Raw genomic sequence first — 19,395 nt, forward strand, 5'->3', positions numbered from 1 at the left:
CTGCCCTCAGGCGTGGGCGGCTGACGCCCCGCTGAGGCTGCGGTAGAGGTCGAGGTGCCGCTCGGCCGCCGCGCGCCACGTGTAGCGGTGGGCCAGCCCGCCGCCACCGGGCAGCGGGCCGTCCTCGACCGACGCCAGCAGGGCCTCGGCCATCTCACCGGGGTCGCTGCCGTAGCGCACGTGCTCGCCCAGCACCTCGCGCAGCACCGGCAGCGGCCGGGCGACGACGGGCGCCCCGGCGGCCAGCGCCTCCAGGGCGGCGAGCCCGAAGCCCTCCTTGGTCGAGACGAAGCCGAAGGCCGCGCACCCGGCCACGAGGCCGGGCAGCAGCGCATGGTCGACGGGCCCGAGCACCTGCACCTCGACGTCCAGCTCGGCCGCGCGCGCGTCGAAGGCCGCGCGGTAGGCGCGGTAGTCGAAGAGCGTCTCCCCGCCGGCGATGACGAGCGAGAGGTCCGGCAGCCGGTCGCGGACCAGGGCGTACGCCTCGAGCAGGTCGAGGGTGCCCTTGCGCGGCTCGATGCCCCCCACCGCCAGCACGTAGCGACCGAACCGGCGCCGCCAGGGCGCGACCGCGGCCGGGTCGCCCGCGGCCGCGGCGAAGCGAGAAGCCTCCACCCCGTTCGGGATCACCACGGGCGCCAGCCCCCAGCCCGCGCGGACCTCGGCGGCGACGGACTCCGAGACGCACACGTGCGCGTACGGGCGCACGACGGCCCGCTCGTGGCAGGCGACGAGCTCCGGCGTCGTGACGGTGTCGAGGTGGTGGATCGTGCGGACGCAGCGCGGGACGGCGTTGGCGCTGATGCAGTCCTGCGCGTGGACGACGTCGTAGGCACCGCCGGCCTGCTCGTGCGCGGCGAGGGCGGCCCCGAGCACGGCGATGGAGCGCACGATGCGCTCGCCGACACCCTCACCCTCGAGATGAGGCAGAGGCACGACCTCGACGTGCACCTGAGGGTCCACCGGGCGGAAGAAGCCCCCGTCGCCGCCGCGGCCGAGGGTCCACACGGTCACGTCCACACCGAGCCCGGCGAGCGCCTCGGCCAGCGCGAGGGTGTGCACGACCCCGCCGCGCGGGCGGGTCGAGTAGGTGAGCAGGGCGACCCTCACCGAACCGATTCCGCCCACGTCCGGGTGCGGCCGGCCGTCGCGTACGCCGCGGGCCGCCGCTCGACGAGGTGGTGCAGCACCCGGCGGGCCCGGGCGACCTCCGCGGCGACGTCGAGCTCGACGGCGGCGAGGCCGCCCTTGGTGCCGGTCCGGGCCAGCGTCCGGCCTCCCGGGCCGACGACCTTGGCCTGCCCGAGGAAGCGGAGGTCGCCGAGCACGCCGGTCTGGTTGGACGAGACCCACACGACCTGGTTCTCCGCGGCGCGGGCCGCGTCGTAGATGTCGAAGAGCCGCGCCTGCCGGTCGTCGGCCAGCCGCGCGGCGCGGTCGGTGACGCTGGCCGGCCAGGCCGAGAGGGCCGCGACGAGCTGGGCGCCGTCGAGCGCGAGCGTGCGGGCCGACTCGGGGAAGGTCTTGTCGTAGTCGACGAGCAGCCCCATCCGCCCGACCGGGGTGTCGAAGGCCGCGAAGCCGTCGCCGGCCGCGTACGCCGCCGACTCCCCGACCGGCTGGTGGACCTTGCGGTGCCGCCCGAGCACCCCGTCCCCGCTCACGCAGACCGCGGTGTTGTAGCGGCAGCCGTCGTCGAGCTCGCAGAAGCCGAAGCACACCACCATGGACCCGGCCAGCCGACGGACGTGCTGGACCGCCTCGTCGTCCAGCGCGAAGGCGGGGGGCAGGTCCTGGGTCCCGGCCTCCCGGCCCGGCTGCAGGTCGGGCACGTAGCCGCCGATCGTCGCCCCGGGCAGCACCAGCAGGTCGGTGCCGTCGCGCCGGGCCCCGGCGACCAGGGCCTCGAGCTTGGCCAGGGTCCGCGCGACGTCCCGGCCGAAGTGGCCGGCCACCGCGCCGACGCGCGTCGGAGCCACGCGGCCTCAGGCCCGCGTCACGAGGTGAGCCGGAGGTGGCGCTGGGGGCGGGTGCCGGCGGCGGCCCGCGCCACCACGTGGTCGACCACGTGCTCGGCGTCGCGGGTGAGCCCGGCGAAGCGGCCGGAGCCCCAGGTGTGCAGCCACGGCAGCCCGAGGAAGTGCAGCCCCTCGACCGCAGTCACGCCGCGGTGGTGGCCGACCGCGCCGCGCCCGTCGAAGACCGGGACCCGCACCCAGCCGAAGTCGCTGGTGAAGCCGGTGGCCCAGACGACGGACGTGATCCCCGCGGCGCGGAGGTCGAGCGCGTCCGGCTCGGTCGGCGGTCGCCAGACGGGGACGTAGCGGGGCTCGGTGGGTGCCTCGACGCCGGTGGCGCCGACGTGCCGGTCGATCGCGTCCTTGATGCTCTCCGCGACCTGGTCGGCGTGGTCCAGCGACGCCTCGAGCGTCGGAGCGAAGCCGAGGTGGGACCCGTCCACGCCGACAAGACGGCCGTAGAGCGCCATGCCCTCCAGCGCGAAGCGCCGCAGGTCGATGTCGTGGCCGCCGTCGCGCCCCGTCATGTAGTGGTTCGTCTTCGCGCGCGCGCGCAGCCCGCCCGGGGTGTCCTCCACCGCGACGTCGTAGAGGCCCATCTCCTCGAGCCAGTCGATGCAGTCGCGGCCCCGGTAGCGCCGCGCGCAACGCGGCGCGGAGCCCACGACGAGGTGGACCTGGCGCCCGGCGAGGTGCAGGTCCTCCGCGATCTGCGCGCCGGACTGGCCGGTGCCGACCACGAGCACCGCACCGTCGGGGAGGAGCTCGGGGCTCTTGTACGCCGCCGAGTGCACCTGCACCAGGTCGTCGGGCAGCCGCTCGGCCAGGCGGGGGACCCGGGGCCGGTGGTAGCCGCCGACGGCGACGACCACCTGCTCGGCGTGCAGCACCGAGCGGCCGTCGGGGGAGTCGAGGTCGAGGACGAACCCGCCCCCGGCGCCCTGGCGCAGCTCGACCACCGTGGTCTGCTCGCGCAGCGGCGGCCGGGTGCGCCGCACGTACTCGGCGAGGTAGGCGACCGTCTGCTCACGGGTCATGAAGCCGTACGGGTCGTCGCCGGGGTAGGGGTAGCCGGGCAGGCGGCACTGCACGTTGGGCGTGACGAGGGTGAAGGAGTCCCAGCGCCGGTCCTGCCAGTCGTGGCCGGCGGTCGCGCGCTCGAGCACCACGTGCTCGACGCCGGCCCGCGCGAGGAACCAGCTCGCGCTGAGCCCCGCCTGCCCGCCGCCGACGACCGCGACCTCGACGTGCTCCACGGAAGTCGCCGCGTCGGTCGGAGGGTCGGTCGCGGTCACGGGGCCACCGCCGGCGGGTCCATCGACTCGACCGTGACGAGCCCGTCGGGCTGCTCCTCGGCGACCACGTGGATCGTCGCGAGCGACGCGCGGGCCGCGGTGCAGGGCCGTCCCCACCGGGCGCGGACCCGTTCGCTGGCCTCGGTGAGCGCGGCCTCGGCCCGGCCGACGAAGTCGTCGACCCCGTAGGAGCGGCCGACCTCGAGGTGGTCGTGGACCACCAGCGAGGGCGAGTAGGTCTGCAGCCGTCGCCCGTCGGGCCAGACGGTGGTGAAGGTGAGCTCAGGCATACGCGGGCTCCGGACGCTCGGCGGGGTAGTCGGGCAGGACGGCGTCGAGCCGGTACGCCGACGGGCGGCGGTCACGCAGCGCGTACATGCCCTGGCGCACGGCGGCGAGCTCGGCGTGGACGTCGAGCGTCACCGTGGCGAGCCCGCCGGCGACCCCGGTCTCGGCGCGGACGTCGCCGCCGGGCCCGACGACCTTGGCGTTGCCGACGAAGCGCAGCGAGCCGAAGGTGCCGGTCTGGTTGGACGCCGCCCAGACGACCTGGTTGTCGAGCGCGCGGGCGGCGTCGTAGAGGTCGAAGCGCTTCTTCCAGCGGTCGTCCTCGATCCGGTCGGCCGCGGCCGTGCGCGCCGTCGGCCAGGCCGACAGCGCGGCGATGATCTCCGCGCCGTCGAGGGCCAGGGTGCGCGACGCCTCGGGGAAGGCCTTGTCGTAGCAGATCAGCATCCCGATCCGCCCGACCGGTGAGTCGAAGGCCTCGAAGCGCGAGGCGGCTGAGTAGCTCAGGTTCTCCCCGAGGGGCTGGTGCACCTTGCGGTGCGCGGCCAGGACGCCGTCGCCGGTGAGGGCGACCGCGGTGTTGTAGCGGACCTCCGCGCCGCCCTCCTCCGCCCGCTCGCACAGGCCGAGCAGCACGGTCATGTCGCCGGCCATCGCCGCGACCCGGGCGAGCTCCGGGCCGTCGAGCGCGAACGCCGGGGGCAGGTTCCGTCGGCGGCGGGCGAGGGTCTCCTCGTCGTCGTGGACGCTGCCCAGGCTCGGCAGGTAGCCGCCCAGGCACGCCTCGGGCAGCACGAGCAGGTCGGTGCCGCGCTCGCGGGCCGTGGCGATCGTGCGGGCGATGGTGCCGTAGGCCGCGTCGAGGTCGCGGCCGAACTCGTCGGCGACGACGGTGATCGTGGTCTGGTCGGTGGGGCTCATGCGCGTCCTAGTCCGGTGACGGTGGTGAGGGCGGGGGTGGTGCGGCCGTCCGGCCAATGCAGCCGAACGCCCGCGCCGGTGGTGAGCTCGCCGCAGGCGCGGCTGGTCGCGGGACCAGCGGGTGCGGGTTCGCGGCCCGGCTCGTCGGCGGTGACCATGGCGAAGCCGGGGAAGCAGGTCAGCCAGTCGCCGGTGGTCGCCCCGGCGGGCGTGGGGACGGCGTCGACGTCGAGCACGGCGCCGCAGCCGCTGGCCTCGGCGAGCATCCCGAGCGTGCCGACGAGCCCGGCCATGCTGACGTCCTTGGCCGCGGCGGGCGCGCTGCGGGCCACGAACGAGCCCAGGGCCTGCAGGTCCTCGGTGGTCCGCCCGCTCGTGGAGTCCCACTGGGCGCCGGAGTAGCCGGGGCGCCACCCGCCGCCGAGGTCGGCCGTCACCGTGACGGCGTGGCCCGGCCGGCCGCCCCCGCCGGGGACGGGACGCGGCGTCCGGCCCAGCGCGGTGACCGAGAGCGAGCCGGGCACCCCGAGCTGGGTGTGCCCGCCGACGACGGGCACGTCCCAGGCCGCCGCCGCGGCGGCGACGCCGCGGACGACGCGGCTGGCGAAGCTGGCGTCGCGGGCCCCGACCGCGTCGAGGAGGGCGACGGGCTCGGCGCCGGTGGCGGCCAGGTCGTTGAGGTTGACCAGGACCGCGCACCAGCCGGCCCAGGTCGGGTCGCGCTCGACCATCGACGGCAGGATCGCGTCGGTCGCCGCGACCAGGTCGGAGCCCGGGACGGGAGCGGCGTCGTCGCCGAGGAAGCCGCGCCCGCCGAGGCCGGCCGGTCCGCCGGCGAAGGGTGCGAGCAGCGGTCCGAGCGGCGCCTTGGTGCGTGCCGCCAGCCGGGCGACCCGGTCGACGGGCCAGGTCATGGCGACGTGCGGACGCCCGTACGCGACCTCGTCGCCGATCTCCTCCCACCCGAGCCGTCGGAACAGGGGCGCGTTCGGTCGCTGGACGTGGGCGTCGAACCGGAGGGCGCCGAGCCGCTCGGCGTGCGCGCAGGCCGCCCGGACGAGGGCCGCGCCGACGCCGGCGCCGTGGCCGCGCGCCGGGCGGGCGACGGCCAGCCGGCTCCCGACCCACCAGCCCAGGTCGCGGTCGCCCGTGGCGGGCGCGAGGCGGACGGTGCCGGTCACCACGCCGGCCGGGTCGCGGGCCACGAGCGTGAGCGCGCGGGGGTCGTCGTCGGTGTCGTCCCGGTCGGACCCGGCGAACAGGCCCTGCTCGAGCACGAACGTCGCGTGGCGCAGCCGGCGCGCCGCGTCGAGGTCGGCCCGGTCCTCGGCCACGCCGACCGTGGTGGCGGCCGACGCCGGGGAGCCCGTGGCTCCCCGGGTCAGGACCTCGACGTCGAAGAGCGCCACCTCAGGCGCCCTGCTGCTTCAGCGTGCTGCACGCCCCGCAGGCTGCGCAGCCCGCGCGCTGCCCGTCGGAGGTCATGCCGGCCGCCACCAGGTCGGCGGCCACCCGCCGGGTCACGTCCTCGAGGACGGCCGGGTCGGGTGCCGTGGCACCGTCGGCCTGCGCGAGCGTCCCGGCCAGGGGCCGGAACGGCACGACGAAGGGGTACACGCCCATCGCGATCAGCGCGCGGGCCCCCTCCACGAGCTCGTCGGGGTCCTCGCCCAGGCCCACGAGCAGGTAGGTCGACACCTGGTTGCGCCCGAAGACGCGGACGGCCTCGGCCCAGGCCGCGCGGTACTCGTCCAGGGCGACGCGGGACTTGCCCGGCATCCACCGGCGCCGGACGTCCTCGTCGAGCGACTCGACGTGGATGCCGATGGCGTCGGCGCCCGCCTCGCGGAGCTCGGTGATCGTGGCGAGGTCGCCGGGCGGCTCGCACTGGACCTGGACAGGCAGGTCGGGCACGCGGGCCTTGACCGCCCGCACGCACCGGGCCAGGTGGGTGGCGCCCCGGTCGCGCCCGGCCGAGGTGCCGGTCGTCATGACCATCTGGCGCACCCCGTCGAGCCGGACGGCCGCCTCGGCGACGTCGGCCAGGTCGTACGGCCGCTTGACCGCGACCGTCGACCCCGCCGTGAGGGAGGCCTCGATCGCGCAGAACCGGCAGCGCTCGGCCTCGTCGTAGCGCACGCACGTCTGGACGACCGTCGTGGCCAGCACGTCACGCCCGTGCAGGCGGGCGAGCATCTCGTACGAGGTCCCCTCCGCCGTGCGCAGGTCGTAGAAGCGCGGGCGGCGCACCGGCTCCACGGCGACGTCCTCGACCACGACGCCGTCGCGCAGCAGCGTGTCGCCCTCCAGCCAGTAGGGGCTGGCGTCGTTCAGGGGGACGGCGACGCTGCGGCCGTCCAGGACCAGGTGCCCGTCGTCGCTCGGCCCCGCGCCGGCGCGCCGGCTGACCGGGGCCCGGCCGCGGATGCCGAGGATGGCGAGGTCCACCCGCGTGGTGGTCGTCATGGCCGCTCCGGGTCGCTCGCCGGATCAGACCATGTAGGTCGAGTTGATGATCGCGCCCTTGTTGGCGAAGTAGATGAGCGCGTCCTGCACGTCGAGCGGGTGGCAGGGGATCGTGCCCGGCATCAGGTCCTCCTCGCGCAGGCCGTGCAGCGAGAGCCCGAAGCGGCAGACGAAGACGGTGCCGCCCTCGTCCATGAAGGTCTGCAGCGTGTTGTTGATGTTCTGCTCGCCCGGGAAGGCCGAGTCCCCGGTCGTCGGGAAGCCGCGGGTGGCGATCGCGTTCATCGAGCCCGGGCCGTAGAGGTAGACGACCGAGTCGAAGCCCTTGCGCAGCGCGCGCAGCGCCTGCAGGCAGGCCACGAAGCTCACGCTCGACTCGTGGGCGATGCCGTGGATCAGCGTGAGGTACGACTGGCCGGGCTCGGCCTGGATGTCGGGGAAGATCTTGGTCGACCCGTAGATCGAGGTCCCCTTCTCCGTCGAGGGGTGCGGGATCTCGTTCCGCGAGGTCTCGATCTTGGCGAGGATCTCGTCGTCGAACAGCGGCACAGGGTGCTCCTGGTGGTCGAGGTGTCCGCGGGCGCCCCATGCGTCGCGGCCTGCATCGATCCTCGGCCGGGAGCGGTTCCAGACGGGTTACGCACGGAACAAGCCGCGGTGACACCGGTAACGGTCGTGTCGCGCGCGACTCACCTCGCCGATCGGATTGGTGCGAGGTGGACGTGGGACCCATGCCCTAGGAACGCTCCCTGAGCCTGTCGAAGCGTTGTCCTGAGCCTGTCGAAGGAGGCCTCGAAGAGGTCGGCGTCCCCTTGTGCAGGACCCGCCCTACGGCAGGAGCGCGCTGATCCGGTGCGCCAGCTCGACGTCGTACTGCGTCACGCCCCCGGCGACGTGGGTCCACAGCGCGAACCGGACGCGGTCGTAGCGAAGGTCGACGTCGGGGTGGTGGTTCATCTCCTCGGCCTCGCCACCGACGGCGACGACCAGGTCGAGCGCGGCGGCGAAGGTCGCGAGCTGCACCTCACGGACGAGCCGGTCGTCCGCGTACGCCCACCCGGGCAGGTCGCGCAGCTGGACGGCGACGTCCTCGGACGTCAGCAGCCTGGGCACGCGGGCAACGCTAGCGTTCTGCGACGTGGTGCACCCATGGACCTGACCGAGCTCGCGGCCCGGGTGCTGCCCATCCTCGGCTTCGTCGTCTGCATCACCGTCGTCGCCGAGCTCGCCGACGGCCTGGGTGTCTTCTCGCTCCTGGCCCGCGGCACGGCGCGGCTCGCCCGCGGATCGGTGCTCGGGCTGTGGCTGCTGGTGGTGCTCGTCGCGGTGCTCGCGACGGCCGTCCTCTCCCTCGACACCACCGCGGTGCTGCTCACCCCGGTTGTGCTCGCGCTCGCCGCGCAGCTCGGGCTGGACCGGATGCTCTTCGCGTTCACGGCCGTCTGGCTCGCGAACACCGCGTCGCTGTTCCTGCCGGTCTCCAACCTGACGAACCTGCTCGCCCTCACCCGGCTGCCCGACGCCGGCGTCCCCGCGTTCCTCGGGCTCACCTGGCCGGCGGCGGTGACCTGCACCGTCGTCACGGTCGTGGCGCTCGCGCTGTTCTTCCTGCGCTCGCTGCGCGGGCGGTTCGTGCTGGGCGAGGCGCCGACGTTCGCCCACCCGCGGCTGCTGTGGCTCGGCGTGGTCGTCTGCGCGCTGCTCGGGCCCGCCTTCGTCCTCGTCGGGAACGTCCTCGTCGTCTCGGCCGTGGGCGCCGCGGTCCTCGTCGTGGCCTGCGCCCTCGGGGCGCGCCACCTGCTGAGCTGGCGGATGCTGCCCTGGCAGCTGGTGCTCGGCGTCTCGGTGCTCTTCGTGCTCGTCCAGCTGGCGCACGACCACGGGCTGTCCGACGTCCTGGGCCGGCTGACCGGGTCGGGCTCGGCGTGGGTGGACCTGCTGCGCGTCGCCGGGATCGGTGCGCTCGGTGCGAACCTGCTCGACAACCTGCCGGCCTACCTCGCGCTCGAGCCGGCCGTGCTCGACCACCCCGTACGCCTCGTGGCCCTGCTCGTCGGGGTCAACGCCGGACCGTTGATCACCCCGTGGGCGAGCCTGGCCACCCTGCTCTGGGCGGCGCGCTGCCGCGCGGCGGGCGTGTCGGTCTCCTGGGGCGGCTTCGCCCTGCGGGGCCTGGTGCTGGTCCCCGTGCTGATGGTGACCGCGACCCTGTCGCTGGCCTTCCTCTGACGGGTGCCGCTAGCGGTTGGCCTCCGCCTCGGGGCGGCCGTGGTGCTCGCGCCACTCGCGCGCGAGGACGGCGAAGTCGATCTCGGTGCTCCACCCGCCCTTGAACCACTCGTTCTCGACGAGGACGGCCTCCTGCCGCATCCCGAGGTGGCACAGCACCGCGCCCGAGGCCGGGTTGCGCGCGTCGATGCGGGCCACGACGCGGTGCAGGTCGAGGCGGGTGAAGGCGGCGTCGACGACCGCCCGCGCGGCCTCGGTCGCGTACCCGCGGCCGGCGTACGCGGGGTTGACCACGTAGCCGACCTCTCCGGTCCGCTGCTCCTCGTCGTGCCACATGAGGATCACGTCGCCGACCAGCTCGCCGGTCTCGCGAAGGGTGATGGCCAGCGAGGCCCCGCCCGTGAGGGCCGTCGACGTCCGGCGGGGGAGCCAGGCGACGACGTCCTCGCGGGTGCGCGGCGTCCAGGGGATGTAGCGGCAGACGTCCTCGCGAGAGGCGTACGCGTGGATCGCGTCGACGTCGGCCACCGGGTCGATCGGGCGCAGGAGCAGCCGCTCCGTCCGCAGCGGGTGCGGCAGCTCCTGCGTCACGGAGGAGGTCGGGCTCAGTGCTCGGCCGCGGCCTTGGCCGGCGGCTGGCCGATGCCCTCGAGCAGCTCGCCGTACCAGCCGGTGGTGATGTCGAAGGGCTTGCCGCCCTTGATCCGGGAGAACTCGATCGCCCGGAGCTCGTCGCCGCGCTCCTCGTCGTGGCCGATGACGCCCGACTCGCCGCGCAGCGCGCAGTCGACGGCGAGGTCGGTCATGGAGCGGATGAGGGCCAGGTCGGCGTCGTTCGCCGCGGCGGAGCGGGAGAAGTAGCCCGACTTCTGCACGAGCACCTTCTCGGCGCCCAGGCGCTCGGCGAACTGGCTCGCGAACCACTGGCCGGGGTTGACCTTGTCGATCTTGACGTGGCCGAAGGGGTCGCGGGCGACCTCCTGGCCGGAGCTCTCGAGGTCGGCGACGATCGTGCTGAGGCCGGCGCCCTCGGAGAGGAAGAGGTTGACCGAGCCGACGCGGTCCATGACCTCGCGCAGCCGCCTCCCCTCGGTCTCGAGGTCGAACTCGGCCTCGGGCACGTAGACGCCGTGGACGTCCCAGGCCTCGCGGGTGAGCCCGATCTCCGGGAGCCACTCACGGGTGTCGAGCCAGTCGCGGTACGCCTTGGCGGTCGCGGCCGTCAGCCAGCCGCAGTGGCGGCCCATGACCTCGTGGACGATGAGGTTGCGGGCGCCGGAGTTGTGCTCGGCGATGATGTTCTCGGCGAAGCGCGCGCCCTGCTCGGCGGCGGTCCAGGCGCCCAGCGACTGCCGGATCGGGACCACGTCGTTGTCGATCGTCTTGGGCAGGCCGACGACGGTCAGGCCGTAGTCGTTGTCGGCGAGGAAGGCGGCCAGGTCGGCCGCCGTGGTGTTGGTGTCGTCGCCGCCGATCGTGTGGAGGACGTCGATGCCGTCCTCGGTGAGGCGGTCGGCCGCCGCCTTGACCGGGTCGGTGCCCTCGCTTACCAGGCCGCGCTTGACGCAGTCGGCGGCGTTCGTCAGCTTGACCCGCGAGTTGCCGATCGGGGAGCCGCCGAAGGCGTGCAGCCGCGAGGCGTTCTTGCGCACCACGTCCGTCACGGGGATCGAGTCGCCGGTCAGCAGGCCCTGGTAGCCGTACCGGTAGGCGACGATCTCGATGTCGGGAGCGACCTCGGAGTAGCGCTCGACCAGCCCGCCGATCGCGGAGGACAGGCAGGGCGCGAAGCCGCCGGCGGTCAGGAGGGCAACCTTCTTCACCATGCTCCGAACCTACCGAACGCGGGCGGGGGTCAGGACAGCGACGACTCCTTGTGAGCAGCCTTGCTGCCGCTCTTGCTCGACTCGACGACCCAGTACGGATCGTCCTCGGAGGCGTTGAACTTCTGCCCGTCGAGGTGGAACTCCTTGGTCTTCTTCTCCACCGCCTTGCCCTCGGTCTTGCCCTGCGGGGTGTTCCAGTGGACGGTGTCGCCCTTGCTGATCGCCATGGTCGAGAAACTAGCGGGAGGGTCAGACGAACCGACGACGCGGGTCGTCGTGAGCGCGAGAAGAACAGGTGTTCGATTCTGTCGGTGGGCTTCCGTACTGTCTTCAGCATGGACGGGGAGCTGGTGGAGGCGACGCCGGTCGAGCTCGCCCTGGCTGCGCACGAGGCGTCGTTCGACCATCTGCTGAAGCTGGTCGGTGACGGCGGCCTGGGCGATCACGACGACCTGGGCCTGGTCGCGGTGCTGCAGCGGGTCGAGCGGCTGCGCAACCGGCACGCCCTGCTCGACCACGCGCTGGTCGCCGAGGGCGAGGCCCGCCGGCTGCCCGAGACGTTGACCCAGCGGAGCATGGCCGGGGTCCTGACCTGGGCGCTGCGGGTGTCGCGGGGCGAGGCGGCCCGGCGGGTGCGGGCTGCCGAGCAGCTCGGGTCACGGCGCTCGGTGACCGGGGAGCCCCTGGCGCCGCTGCGGCCCGCGCTGGCCGCGGCACAGGAGGCCGGGGACGCGAGCCCGGAGCAGGTCGACGTGTGCCTGCGCGCCCTCGCGACCGTCGATCATCGTGGCTTCGACCCGGTCGAGGTCAGCGCGGCGGAGGAGCTGATGGCCGGGTTCGTGGTCGCGTTCGCCCCGAAGCCGCTCGCCGACCTGACCCGGCAGGTGGTCGAGCGGGTCGACCCGGACGGGACCCTGCCGGCCGACGAGGTCGACGCCGAACGACGCCACCTCACCCTGCGGACCGCACGGGACGGGATGTGCGTGGGCGAGTTCCGGCTGACCCCGACCCTCGGGGCGAAGCTGAAGGCGGTCCTCTCACCCTTGGCGGCACCGAGGAACAGCGTGGTGGGTGAGGTCGAGGGCCGGTCGGTGACCGAGGTCGACCCGCGTCACCACGGTCAGCGGATACACGACGCGTTGGAGGAGGTCTGCGACCGGCTGCTGCGCTCCGGGACGCTGCCCGACTCCGGCGGCACCCCGGCCACGGTGATCGTGACGATCAGCGCCGACGACCTCCAGCGCCGCGCCGGGGCGGGCACGACGAGCGACGGCACACGCCTCGGGGCTGCGGCGGTGGCCGAGCTGGTGGACTCCGCGGTCTGCTTCCCGACGGTGGTGGACGCGCGGGGTGTGGTGCTGTCGATGGGCCGTTCGAGCCGCCTGGCGACACCGGGCCAGACGATGGCGCTCGTCGCGCGAGACGGCGGGTGCAGCTTCCCAGGGTGTGAGCACCCGCCCGAGTGGTGCGAACGCCACCACGTCGTCGCCTGGGTCGACAAGGGCCGTACCGATCTGGACAACCTGACCCTGCTGTGCCGCTACCACCACCGCCAGTTCCTGGCCCGGGGCTGGACGTGCCGGATGGTCGAGCGGCTCCCGACCTGGACCCCACCCGCCTGGGTCGATCCGCGGCAGAGACCGTTGCGCAACACCCGCATCACCACCCGCCACCTCGTCTGCTGAGGCAGGATCGGCGCGCGCCCGACCGACAGCCGCACGCCGCCAGCAGCCGATGTGCCCACCACCGATCCGAGGAGCCGTCCCGTGGCCCTGTTCCGCCGTTCCGCGTCCAAGGAGGTGCCTGTCGTCCGCACGCCGACCGCCGACTTCTGGGCGTGGTGGGTCTCCACGGGTGCCGGTCGGGCCGCGTCGGCGATCCGGGACGGTGCGTTCGGCGACCTGCCGGACGAGATGTCGCGCCGGGTGCACGCCATCCATACGGACCTGCAGTGGGAGTTCTCCGCAGGTTCACGGTCGCAGCACACGCTGTGCGTCACCAGCGGTGGCGTTCCCGAGCTGCGCCCGCTCGCGCAGCGGTGGCGTCGCGCCGCGCCCGCCGAGGATGCCGTGTGGCAGTACGAACCGGCGAGGTCGCGCTCGGCGGACGTGGCCTCGGACCGGCTCGAGCTGGGCGGGCACACCGTCGAGCTCGGTCTGACCACGGTGACGGCCTCGTTCAACGAGGACCGGCTGCTGTTCGACGTCGTGGTGCACCACCCCGGGTTCGGCGCGCTGGAGGACCGCGAGCGCGCGCAGGTCGCCTTCCTGGTCCTCGACTGGGCGCTCGGCGAGGACGACGTCGAGCGCTGGGTCGGCGCCGTCACCACCGCCGTCGACCGCGACCCGGACGCGGTGGACGTGGCACGGTTCGTCGCGACCGTCGACGCGAAGGCCGCGCAGCCGCTCGAGGAGACGTGGGTCCTGCTGCAGGGCCGGCGCCCCGACGGCGCTCCCGTCGTGGCGACGGCCCGCCGCCCGCTCCGGTGGATCGACCACCCGCTGCTCGACCAGCACGACGAGGTGACCCTGGCGTACGAACCCGACCCGAACGGGATGCCCGCCGGCCCGGCGCTCGAGCGGCTCCGCGCGCAGGAGGAGGCCCTGGTCGCGGCCGCCGGACCGGGCGCGATGCTGCTGGCCCACGAGACCGCCGCGGGGGAGCGGCGGCTCCACCTCTACAGCGACTCCGAGGACCAGAACGTCACCGAGCAGGTCGGACGGTGGGTGGCCGCCACCGCGGGGGCCTCGTTGCGGGTCGAGGCCGACCCTGCCTGGCGGGCCGTGCGCCACCTGCGGTGACGGGACCGCCCGACGACCCGGTGCCACCTCGGTCGGCGGGATAAGAAGGGGCCATGAGCGCGACGGAGTTCGTACCCGAGGGTGGCGGGATCGCCGAGCTGCGAGAGGCGGCGCAGTCCTGCCACGGCTGCGAGCTCTGGGAGCCGGCCACGCAGACGGTGTTCGGGGCGGGCAGCCCCAAGGCGTCGATGCTGCTGGTCGGCGAGCAGCCGGGCGACGTGGAGGACCAGCGCGGGCTGCCCTTCGTCGGGCCGGCGGGCAAGGTGCTCCAGAGGGCCCTCGACGAGGCCGGCGCGGACCGTTCGACGCTCTACGTGACCAACGCCGTGAAGCACTTCCGGTTCGAGTGGCGCGGGAAGCGGCGCATCCACCAGACGCCAGACACGAGCAACGTCACGGCCTGCCGCCCCTGGCTCGAGGCCGAGATCGCCCGCGTCGACCCGCAGCTGGTGGTCGTGCTGGGCGCCACCGCGGGCAAGTCCCTGCTGGGCAGCGGCTTCCGGGTGACCAAGGAGCGCGGGGTGGTCTTCGAGCGGGACAGCCCGGCCGGGAGGCGGCGGTTCATCGCCACCATCCACCCCTCGGCCATCCTGCGGATGGACGCGGAGCTCCGCGACCAGGGCTACGCCGACTTCGTCGCGGACCTCAGGACGGCGGTCGCCGCGCTCTGAGGTCCGCGACGAGCGAGTCCTAGCTGTTCTCCTCGAGCCGCAGCGCGACGCCCAGGGCGAAGAAGGTCGGCGCCCAGTGGCCCACGAAGATGCCCCAGCGGTCGGCCTGCGCCTTGGAGTCGCTGGACTTGCTGCGGCTCGCGTAGTGGGCGATCCAGCTGGCGCCGATCGAGGCGAAGCCGGCGGCGTACGCCCACTCGCTCTTGAAGCCGGCGTTGCTGAGCGCGGCGACGACGCCGCCACCCTTCTTGACGGTGCTCAGCGCGTCGTCGGCAGCGCTCTTGGCGCTGCCGGTCAGGTCGTCGGCCTTGTCGGACAGGCTCATCGGTGGTCCTCCTTCGGGGTGGCCGGCGGGGCCCGGCGGCTGCGCTCATCCGACCACACGGCACCCGGCACGGAACCGCCGCCCTGCGTGGACGGAGCGCCCCGCGCGCCGGGCCGGACCTGGCCGGGTCGGGCCCCGCGGCTCTGGCAGACTCGGTGGTCTCGGGAGCGGCACGAGCCGCCCCCGGGTTCTGCTGGTCGACGACGATCGGAAGGACGCGATGGCGACCATGACGCTCCTGGTCTTCGCCCTGGGTGCCGTGCTGGCGATGATCGCCGGCGTCGCCTGGATCCTGTGGGAGGACGCCTCCTCCCACCGCCGCTCCCACGACGACCTCGAGACGTGCGAGGCGATCTGGGCCCTCAGCGCCAACCCGCGGCACGCCGCGGGCGAGAGCTGACCCGCCGCCCTCCTGCTCAGCCGAGCGGCGGGAGGTCGTACGCCTCGTCGTGCGCGGCGAGCCAGGCGACGGCCTCACGGGCGGCGGCCTCCGACGTCCAGCCGGGCGCGTAGCCCAGCCGCTCGGAGACCTTCGCGGTCGAGCAGACCTGGCTGCGGTGCAGGTGCTCCCAGCTCGTCGTCGCGTGCTCCTCGCCGACCCCGGCCTGGAAGTCGGCCCACGGCACCGACCGCAGCCTCGGCTCGTGGCCCCACCACCCGTACGCCGCGGCCGCGAACCCGCGCACGGTCAGCGCCCGCGGGCTCACCGCGTGGAACGCCTCGCCGGCCGACGCCTCCGGGCGCTGCAGCGCCAGCTCGAAGATCTGCGCCACGTCGTCGGCGTGCACGTGGTGCATGGTCGCGGACGCGTCCCCGGGCACCACCAGCTCCTCGCCCCGGGCGATCGTCGACCAGACACGCGGGTCGACGTTGCCGACCGGGTTGATCACGGGCCACCCCGCACCGCTGATGTGACCGGGGTGGATCACCGTCGAGGGGAGGCCGCCGGACGCCGACTCGGCGAGCAGCAGCTCCTCGATCGCCTGCTTGCCGATCCCGTACTCGCCGAACGGCTCCTTGGGGTCGTCCTCGCTCATCGGGAGGCTCGTGCTGAGCCCGTGCGACCAGATCGAGCCGCAGTGCGCCAGCAGCCCGACGTCCCCGCGCAGCCCCTCGACCAGCAGCGTCGCCGACTCCGGTGTGAAGCACACGAGGTCCACCACCGCGTCGGGACGCTCGGCCAGCACCTGCGCCGCCGTCGTGCCCTCCGCGTCGCTCGCGTCCCGGTCCAGGACGACCCGCTTCGCCTCGGCCCAGGCCGGGTCGTCGAGGTACGGCCCGCGGGTGCCACGGCTCGCCGCGACCACCTCGTGGCCGGACCGCACCAGGCGGGGGACGAGGTGGGAGCCGATGTGCCCGGTCGCTCCGAGGACGTAGATGCGCATGGCCTTCACCGTACGGAGGTGGGCTGACGTTTCGCGGCGGGCTCTCGTACCCGCCGCGCTTCCTCCGGCTGGCGGCTGCCGAGCGCGGCGCCGGACAACCATCCGCCCGGCCGCGCAGCTCTCGTCGTGGCGAGGTCCCTGCTCGCGGCCGGGCTCCCGCCAGACCCATCCACGTCCGGCGCCGCCCTCGGCACCCGCCAGCCTCCTCCTCGGCGGGCGCGGCCCCCACCGCGATCCGTCACCCGTCCTTCCGGCGGAGGCATGCGCATCGTCCTGCTTCGCTCCACGGCTTCGGGTGCCCGGGGCGGTGCAGGGGTGCCGTCCTAGGCTCGTGGGGAAGGCAGACGAACAGGTAGAGGAGCACGCACATGGCAGTGGCGGACGCGGGGACGATCGAGCTCGGGGGCAAGACGGTCAACCGGCTGGGGTTCGGGGCGATGCGGATCACGGGGCCCGGGATCTGGGGGCCGCCGAAGGACACCGACGAGGCGCTGAAGGTGCTGCGGCGGGCGGTGGAGCTGGGCGTGACGCTCATCGACACGGCCGACTCGTACGGGCCGTACGTCTCGGAGGACCTGATCCACAAGGCCCTGCACTGGCAGGTCGGCGGGGAGAACTACGGCGACGTGGTCGTCGCGACCAAGGGCGGGCTCACGCGGCACGGTCCGGACGTGTGGCCGCCGCTCGGGCGCCCGGAGTACCTGCGCCAGTGCATCCTCATGTCGCTGCGCCGGCTCGACGTCGACCAGATCGACCTCTGGCAGCTGCACCGCATCGACGCCAAGACGCCGCGCGAGGAGCAGTTCGCCGAGATCAAGTCGTTCGTCGACGAGGGCCTGACCAAGCAGATCGGGCTGTCGGAGGTGAGCGTCGAGGAGATCAAGGCGGCGCAGGACGCCGGGCTGGACATCGCCTCGGTGCAGAACCGCTACAATCTCGTCGACCGCGCGGCCGAGGACGTCCTCGACTTCTGCGAGGCCAACGGCATCGCCTTCATCCCGTGGGCGCCGGTCGCCTCGGGCGACCTGGCCAAGCCGGGCGGCGCGCTCGACAAGGTCAAGCAGGACCACCCGGGCGTGACGACCTCGCAGCTGGCGATCGCCTGGCTGCTGCGCCGCTCGCCGGTGATGGTCCCGATCCCGGGGACGGGCTCGGTGGCGCACCTCGAGGAGAACCTCGGCGCGGCGGACGTGCAGCTGAGCGACGAGGAGTTCGAGGCCCTCTCGAACGCGGCCTGAGCCTCAGGCCGACAGCGAGAAGACCGGCTGACCCAGGGCCTCGGCGTCGACCTCGACGCCGAGGCCCGGCCCGTCGGGCAGCGAACCCTCGCCGTCGACCGACCGGGGCTGGTGCCCGGCCACGTGGCCGTCGGTCCAGTCGTTGAAGAACGACGTCATGAACAGCGAGCCCGGCCGTGTGCTCGCGGCCAGCTGGGCGACGGCGGCGCTGACGACGTCGCCGCCCCACATGTCCTCCACCGACACCCGGAGCCCGAGCTCCTGCATGGCGTCGCGCAGCAGGGCCGTGCGGGTGAGGCCGCCGCAGCGGCTGATCTTGAGGTTCACCGAGACGGCACCCGCCTCGTGCTTCGCGGCGACGAGGTCGGCCAGGGTGGAGACCGACTCGTCGAGCACGAGGGGCAGCGGCGAGCCACGGTGCGCCTGCGCGCAGTCGGCCGTGCTGCGGCAGGGCTGCTCGACGAACACGCCCAGGTCGGCCAGACCGGCGATCGCGATCCGGGCCGAGGCCAGGTCCCAGCCACCGTTGGCGTCGGCGACCACGACCGAGCTCGTCCCGCCCGCCTCGACGCAGGCCCGCGTGCGCGCGACGTCGGTGCGTGGTTCGTTGCCCACCTTGAGCTGGAAGCGCTCGATGCCCGCCTTGCGCCGCCGCGTGACGAAGGCCGCCATGGCGGCCGGCTCGCCCAGCGGCACCGCCTCGTAGAGCGGCCAGCGCTCCTGCAGCACCCCGCCGAGCAGGTCGGCCACGGGACGCCCGACCGCGCGGCCGAAGAGGTCCCAGCAGGCGGTGTCGACGGGGCTCTTCGCGTACGGCTGCCCGAGCAGGGTGGCGTCCATGACCTCGTTGACCCTGGCGGGGTTGGTCGGGTCGAGGCCGAGCAGCGCGGGGGCGAGCTCGACGAGCGCCGCCCGGATCGTGCCGGGGGAGGTCGGCAGGTAGGTCCGCCCGAGAGTGGTCACCTCGCCCCACCCGACCGGGCCCTCGTCGGTGCGCAGGCGGACGAGCGTGCCGTCCTCGTGCGTGGCCGCGCGGCCGCCGGACATCACGTACGTGCCGTGGACGTAGCCGACCGGGTAGGAGAAGACGTCGACGCCGCTGATCCTCACGGCCTCATCCTCGCGCCCTCAGCCGCGGGGGTCGTCCGGGGTGCGCCCGTCGGCGGCGATGCCGTGCCGGTCCAGCAGGGCGGTGAGCCGGGCGACCTCGGCCTCCAGGTCGGTCGTCGCCGCGGCTCCGGGCGTCTCCGCCGGGCTGCCCGCCACGCGGGCGACCAGGGCCGAGGAGAGCGTCGCCGTCACCGCGCCGAGCAGCGCGACGCCGGCGACCATGAGCACCCCGGCGACGACCCGGCCCTGCGTGGTGACGGGGTAGACGTCGCCGTAGCCCACCGTCGTGATGGTGGTCAGCGCCCACCACAGCGCCGTGCCGAAGGTCGTGATCGTGCTGCCCGGGGCGTCACGCTCGGCGTCGAGGCCGGCCAGCGTCCCGGAGTAGAGGACGAGGACGGTCGCGAGCACGACGTACGCGGCCACCCGGCCCTGCAGGGTCCGGATGGCACCGCGGTCGAGGTAGCGCAGCAGGACGAGCAGCCGCAGCAGGCGGAGCGGGCGCAGCAGCGGCAGGAGCACCACGAGCAGGTCGAGGAGGTGCCGCAGCACGAAGCTCCGACGCCGCGGGGCGAGCAGCACCCGCGCGACGTAGTCGACGACGAACATCGCCCAGGTCAGCAGGTCGACGGCGCGCAGCGCGAGCCGGACGCCGGCGGGGAGCCCGGGCACCAGGACCTCGACGGAGTAGCTGACCAGGAACGCGACCGCCGCCACGGTCAGGAGCCACTCGGCCCGGCGCTGCCAGCCCTGCGTCGTCAGTCGCTCCACGGACGCGATCCTGGCGCAGCCCGAGCCGCGCGGCGGCCGACGCGCGGG

The 19,395-nt window shown here is 74.3% G+C and carries 22 protein-coding genes; 6 read left to right on the plus strand and 16 right to left on the minus strand.

Features of this window, described 5'->3' with window-relative positions; translation table 11 throughout:
• Positions 1-6: 6 nt before the first annotated feature.
• From BLU42_RS06390 to BLU42_RS06430, 9 genes are all read right to left on the minus strand, one after another.
• Positions 7-1,113: an MSMEG_0565 family glycosyltransferase gene (locus BLU42_RS06390; protein WP_091073740.1), complete on the minus strand. Its 1,107-nt coding sequence runs from the start codon at positions 1,111-1,113 to the stop codon at positions 7-9.
• Positions 1,110-1,982 (minus strand): carbon-nitrogen hydrolase family protein, encoded by an 873-nt coding sequence (locus BLU42_RS06395; protein ID WP_091073741.1) that lies wholly within the window; start codon positions 1,980-1,982, stop codon positions 1,110-1,112. The genes BLU42_RS06390 and BLU42_RS06395 overlap by 4 nt, the downstream gene beginning before the upstream one ends.
• 17 nt (positions 1,983-1,999) lie before the next feature.
• Positions 2,000-3,316 (minus strand): MSMEG_0569 family flavin-dependent oxidoreductase, encoded by a 1,317-nt coding sequence (locus BLU42_RS06400; protein ID WP_231918473.1) that lies wholly within the window; start codon positions 3,314-3,316, stop codon positions 2,000-2,002.
• Entirely contained in the window at positions 3,313-3,606 is a 294-nt protein-coding gene (locus BLU42_RS06405) for an MSMEG_0570 family nitrogen starvation response protein (protein ID WP_091073742.1), read from the minus strand. Before BLU42_RS06405 ends, BLU42_RS06400 begins: the two co-directional genes overlap by 4 nt.
• Positions 3,599-4,525, minus strand: a complete 927-nt coding sequence (locus BLU42_RS06410; protein WP_091073743.1) for a carbon-nitrogen hydrolase family protein — start codon at positions 4,523-4,525, stop codon at positions 3,599-3,601. Before BLU42_RS06410 ends, BLU42_RS06405 begins: the two co-directional genes overlap by 8 nt.
• Entirely contained in the window at positions 4,522-5,934 is a 1,413-nt protein-coding gene (locus BLU42_RS06415) for an MSMEG_0567/sll0787 family protein (RefSeq protein ID WP_091073744.1), read from the minus strand. Before BLU42_RS06415 ends, BLU42_RS06410 begins: the two co-directional genes overlap by 4 nt.
• 1 nt (position 5,935) lies before the next feature.
• A complete protein-coding gene (locus tag BLU42_RS06420; RefSeq protein WP_091073745.1) occupies positions 5,936-6,991 on the minus strand; it encodes an MSMEG_0568 family radical SAM protein in 1,056 nt (351 codons plus the stop codon).
• Between the two features lie 24 nt (positions 6,992-7,015).
• Entirely contained in the window at positions 7,016-7,540 is a 525-nt protein-coding gene (locus BLU42_RS06425; protein ID WP_091073746.1) for an MSMEG_0572/Sll0783 family nitrogen starvation response protein, read from the minus strand.
• Between the two features lie 279 nt (positions 7,541-7,819).
• Positions 7,820-8,104, minus strand: coding sequence for a 4a-hydroxytetrahydrobiopterin dehydratase (locus BLU42_RS06430; protein ID WP_091073747.1), 285 nt, complete (start codon positions 8,102-8,104; stop codon positions 7,820-7,822).
• Positions 8,105-8,140: 36 nt separating this feature from the next.
• Here BLU42_RS06430 and BLU42_RS06435 point away from each other — a divergent pair, with 36 nt between their 5' ends.
• Positions 8,141-9,220 (plus strand): ArsB/NhaD family transporter, encoded by a 1,080-nt coding sequence (locus tag BLU42_RS06435; RefSeq protein WP_091073748.1) that lies wholly within the window; start codon positions 8,141-8,143, stop codon positions 9,218-9,220.
• A 9-nt stretch (positions 9,221-9,229) separates the two neighbouring features.
• On the opposite strand, the gene BLU42_RS06440 is transcribed toward BLU42_RS06435, so the two are convergent.
• From BLU42_RS06440 to BLU42_RS06450, 3 genes are read right to left on the minus strand one after another with little or no spacing between them, the layout of a single operon-like run.
• Complete coding sequence (locus BLU42_RS06440; RefSeq protein ID WP_231918474.1) at positions 9,230-9,811, minus strand: GNAT family N-acetyltransferase; 582 nt, start codon at positions 9,809-9,811, stop codon at positions 9,230-9,232.
• 14 nt (positions 9,812-9,825) lie between these two features.
• Positions 9,826-11,046 carry a pyrophosphate--fructose-6-phosphate 1-phosphotransferase gene (locus tag BLU42_RS06445; RefSeq protein WP_091073749.1) on the minus strand — a complete coding sequence of 407 codons (1,221 nt, stop codon included), beginning with the start codon at positions 11,044-11,046 and terminating at the stop codon, positions 9,826-9,828.
• 29 nt (positions 11,047-11,075) lie between these two features.
• Positions 11,076-11,273 (minus strand): hypervirulence associated TUDOR domain-containing protein, encoded by a 198-nt coding sequence (locus BLU42_RS06450; protein WP_091073750.1) that lies wholly within the window; start codon positions 11,271-11,273, stop codon positions 11,076-11,078.
• On the opposite strand from BLU42_RS06450, the gene BLU42_RS06455 reads away from it, so the two are divergent.
• From BLU42_RS06455 to BLU42_RS06465, 3 genes are all read left to right on the plus strand, one after another.
• Positions 11,244-12,731: an HNH endonuclease signature motif containing protein gene (locus BLU42_RS06455; protein ID WP_157719852.1), complete on the plus strand. Its 1,488-nt coding sequence runs from the start codon at positions 11,244-11,246 to the stop codon at positions 12,729-12,731. The two genes, BLU42_RS06450 and BLU42_RS06455, sit on opposite strands and share 30 nt — an antisense overlap.
• Positions 12,732-12,812: 81 nt before the next feature.
• Positions 12,813-13,847: a DUF695 domain-containing protein gene (locus BLU42_RS06460; RefSeq protein WP_091073752.1), complete on the plus strand. Its 1,035-nt coding sequence runs from the start codon at positions 12,813-12,815 to the stop codon at positions 13,845-13,847.
• Between the two features lie 53 nt (positions 13,848-13,900).
• A complete protein-coding gene (locus tag BLU42_RS06465) occupies positions 13,901-14,518 on the plus strand; it encodes a UdgX family uracil-DNA binding protein (RefSeq protein WP_091073753.1) in 618 nt (205 codons plus the stop codon).
• A 19-nt stretch (positions 14,519-14,537) separates the two neighbouring features.
• Here BLU42_RS06465 and BLU42_RS06470 read toward each other — a convergent pair whose 3' ends face one another.
• Positions 14,538-14,843: a hypothetical protein gene (locus BLU42_RS06470; RefSeq protein ID WP_197680640.1), complete on the minus strand. Its 306-nt coding sequence runs from the start codon at positions 14,841-14,843 to the stop codon at positions 14,538-14,540.
• Between the two features lie 220 nt (positions 14,844-15,063).
• Here BLU42_RS06470 and BLU42_RS06475 point away from each other — a divergent pair, with 220 nt between their 5' ends.
• A complete protein-coding gene (locus BLU42_RS06475) occupies positions 15,064-15,243 on the plus strand; it encodes a hypothetical protein (protein WP_091073754.1) in 180 nt (59 codons plus the stop codon).
• 16 nt (positions 15,244-15,259) lie between these two features.
• On the opposite strand, the gene BLU42_RS06480 is transcribed toward BLU42_RS06475, so the two are convergent.
• Positions 15,260-16,228: an NAD-dependent epimerase/dehydratase family protein gene (locus tag BLU42_RS06480; protein ID WP_091079620.1), complete on the minus strand. Its 969-nt coding sequence runs from the start codon at positions 16,226-16,228 to the stop codon at positions 15,260-15,262.
• Between the two features lie 368 nt (positions 16,229-16,596).
• Between BLU42_RS06480 and BLU42_RS06485 the strand changes: the two genes are divergently transcribed.
• The gene (locus BLU42_RS06485) at positions 16,597-17,466 is read left to right on the plus strand and encodes an aldo/keto reductase (protein WP_091073755.1); all 870 of its coding nucleotides are present in this window, start codon (positions 16,597-16,599) and stop codon (positions 17,464-17,466) included.
• A gap of 3 nt (positions 17,467-17,469) precedes the next feature.
• Here BLU42_RS06485 and BLU42_RS06490 read toward each other — a convergent pair whose 3' ends face one another.
• Together BLU42_RS06490 and BLU42_RS06495 are read right to left on the minus strand one after the other, a co-directional pair.
• Positions 17,470-18,576 (minus strand): mandelate racemase/muconate lactonizing enzyme family protein, encoded by a 1,107-nt coding sequence (locus BLU42_RS06490; protein ID WP_091073756.1) that lies wholly within the window; start codon positions 18,574-18,576, stop codon positions 17,470-17,472.
• Positions 18,577-18,594: 18 nt separating this feature from the next.
• Positions 18,595-19,347: a potassium channel family protein gene (locus tag BLU42_RS06495; protein WP_091073757.1), complete on the minus strand. Its 753-nt coding sequence runs from the start codon at positions 19,345-19,347 to the stop codon at positions 18,595-18,597.
• Positions 19,348-19,395: the final 48 nt, after the last annotated feature.

It is taken from the genome of Microlunatus sagamiharensis (assembly GCF_900105785.1).
Taxonomy (GTDB): Bacteria; Actinomycetota; Actinomycetes; order Propionibacteriales; family Propionibacteriaceae; genus Microlunatus; species Microlunatus sagamiharensis.